This is a genomic window from Curtobacterium sp. P97 (assembly GCF_023712445.1).
Classification (GTDB): Bacteria; Actinomycetota; Actinomycetes; order Actinomycetales; family Microbacteriaceae; genus Curtobacterium.
The window spans coordinates 1-382 of the sequence record NZ_JAMAYF010000236.1; the positions used below are offsets into that span (position 1 = coordinate 1).

The window sequence follows — 382 nt, forward strand, 5'->3', positions numbered from 1 at the left end:
GCCCTGGGGCGCACGCGGGGCGACGGCCGGTCGACCACGGCCCGCCGGGCCGCCTCGGCCCGGGGCTTCACCGCCCACCTGCGGCGCACCGGCCTCACCGGCGAGGACGTCGGCCTGCGCCTGGCCAGCCCGCGGGCGCACCGCACCCTGCCCGACGTCCTCACCGCCGAGCAGGCCCGGGCGGTCGCCGAGGCCCCCAGGCCGGTCGCCGCCGACGCCGCGCCGGAGGCGGCCGCGCTCGCGCTGCGCGACGCCCTCGTGGTCGACCTGCTCTACGCCAGCGGCATCCGGGTGGGCGAGCTCGTCGGGCTCGACCTCGACGACGTCGACCACGGCCGCCGGCTGCTGCGGGTGCTGGGCAAGGGTCGCAAGCAGCGCAGCG

Annotated in this window: 1 protein-coding gene; it reads left to right on the forward strand. The window is 80.9% G+C overall.

The window, feature by feature from the left end:
* On the forward strand, positions 1-382 hold a 382-nt coding region (locus tag M3677_RS17815; RefSeq protein WP_251161248.1), incomplete at both ends, for a tyrosine-type recombinase/integrase.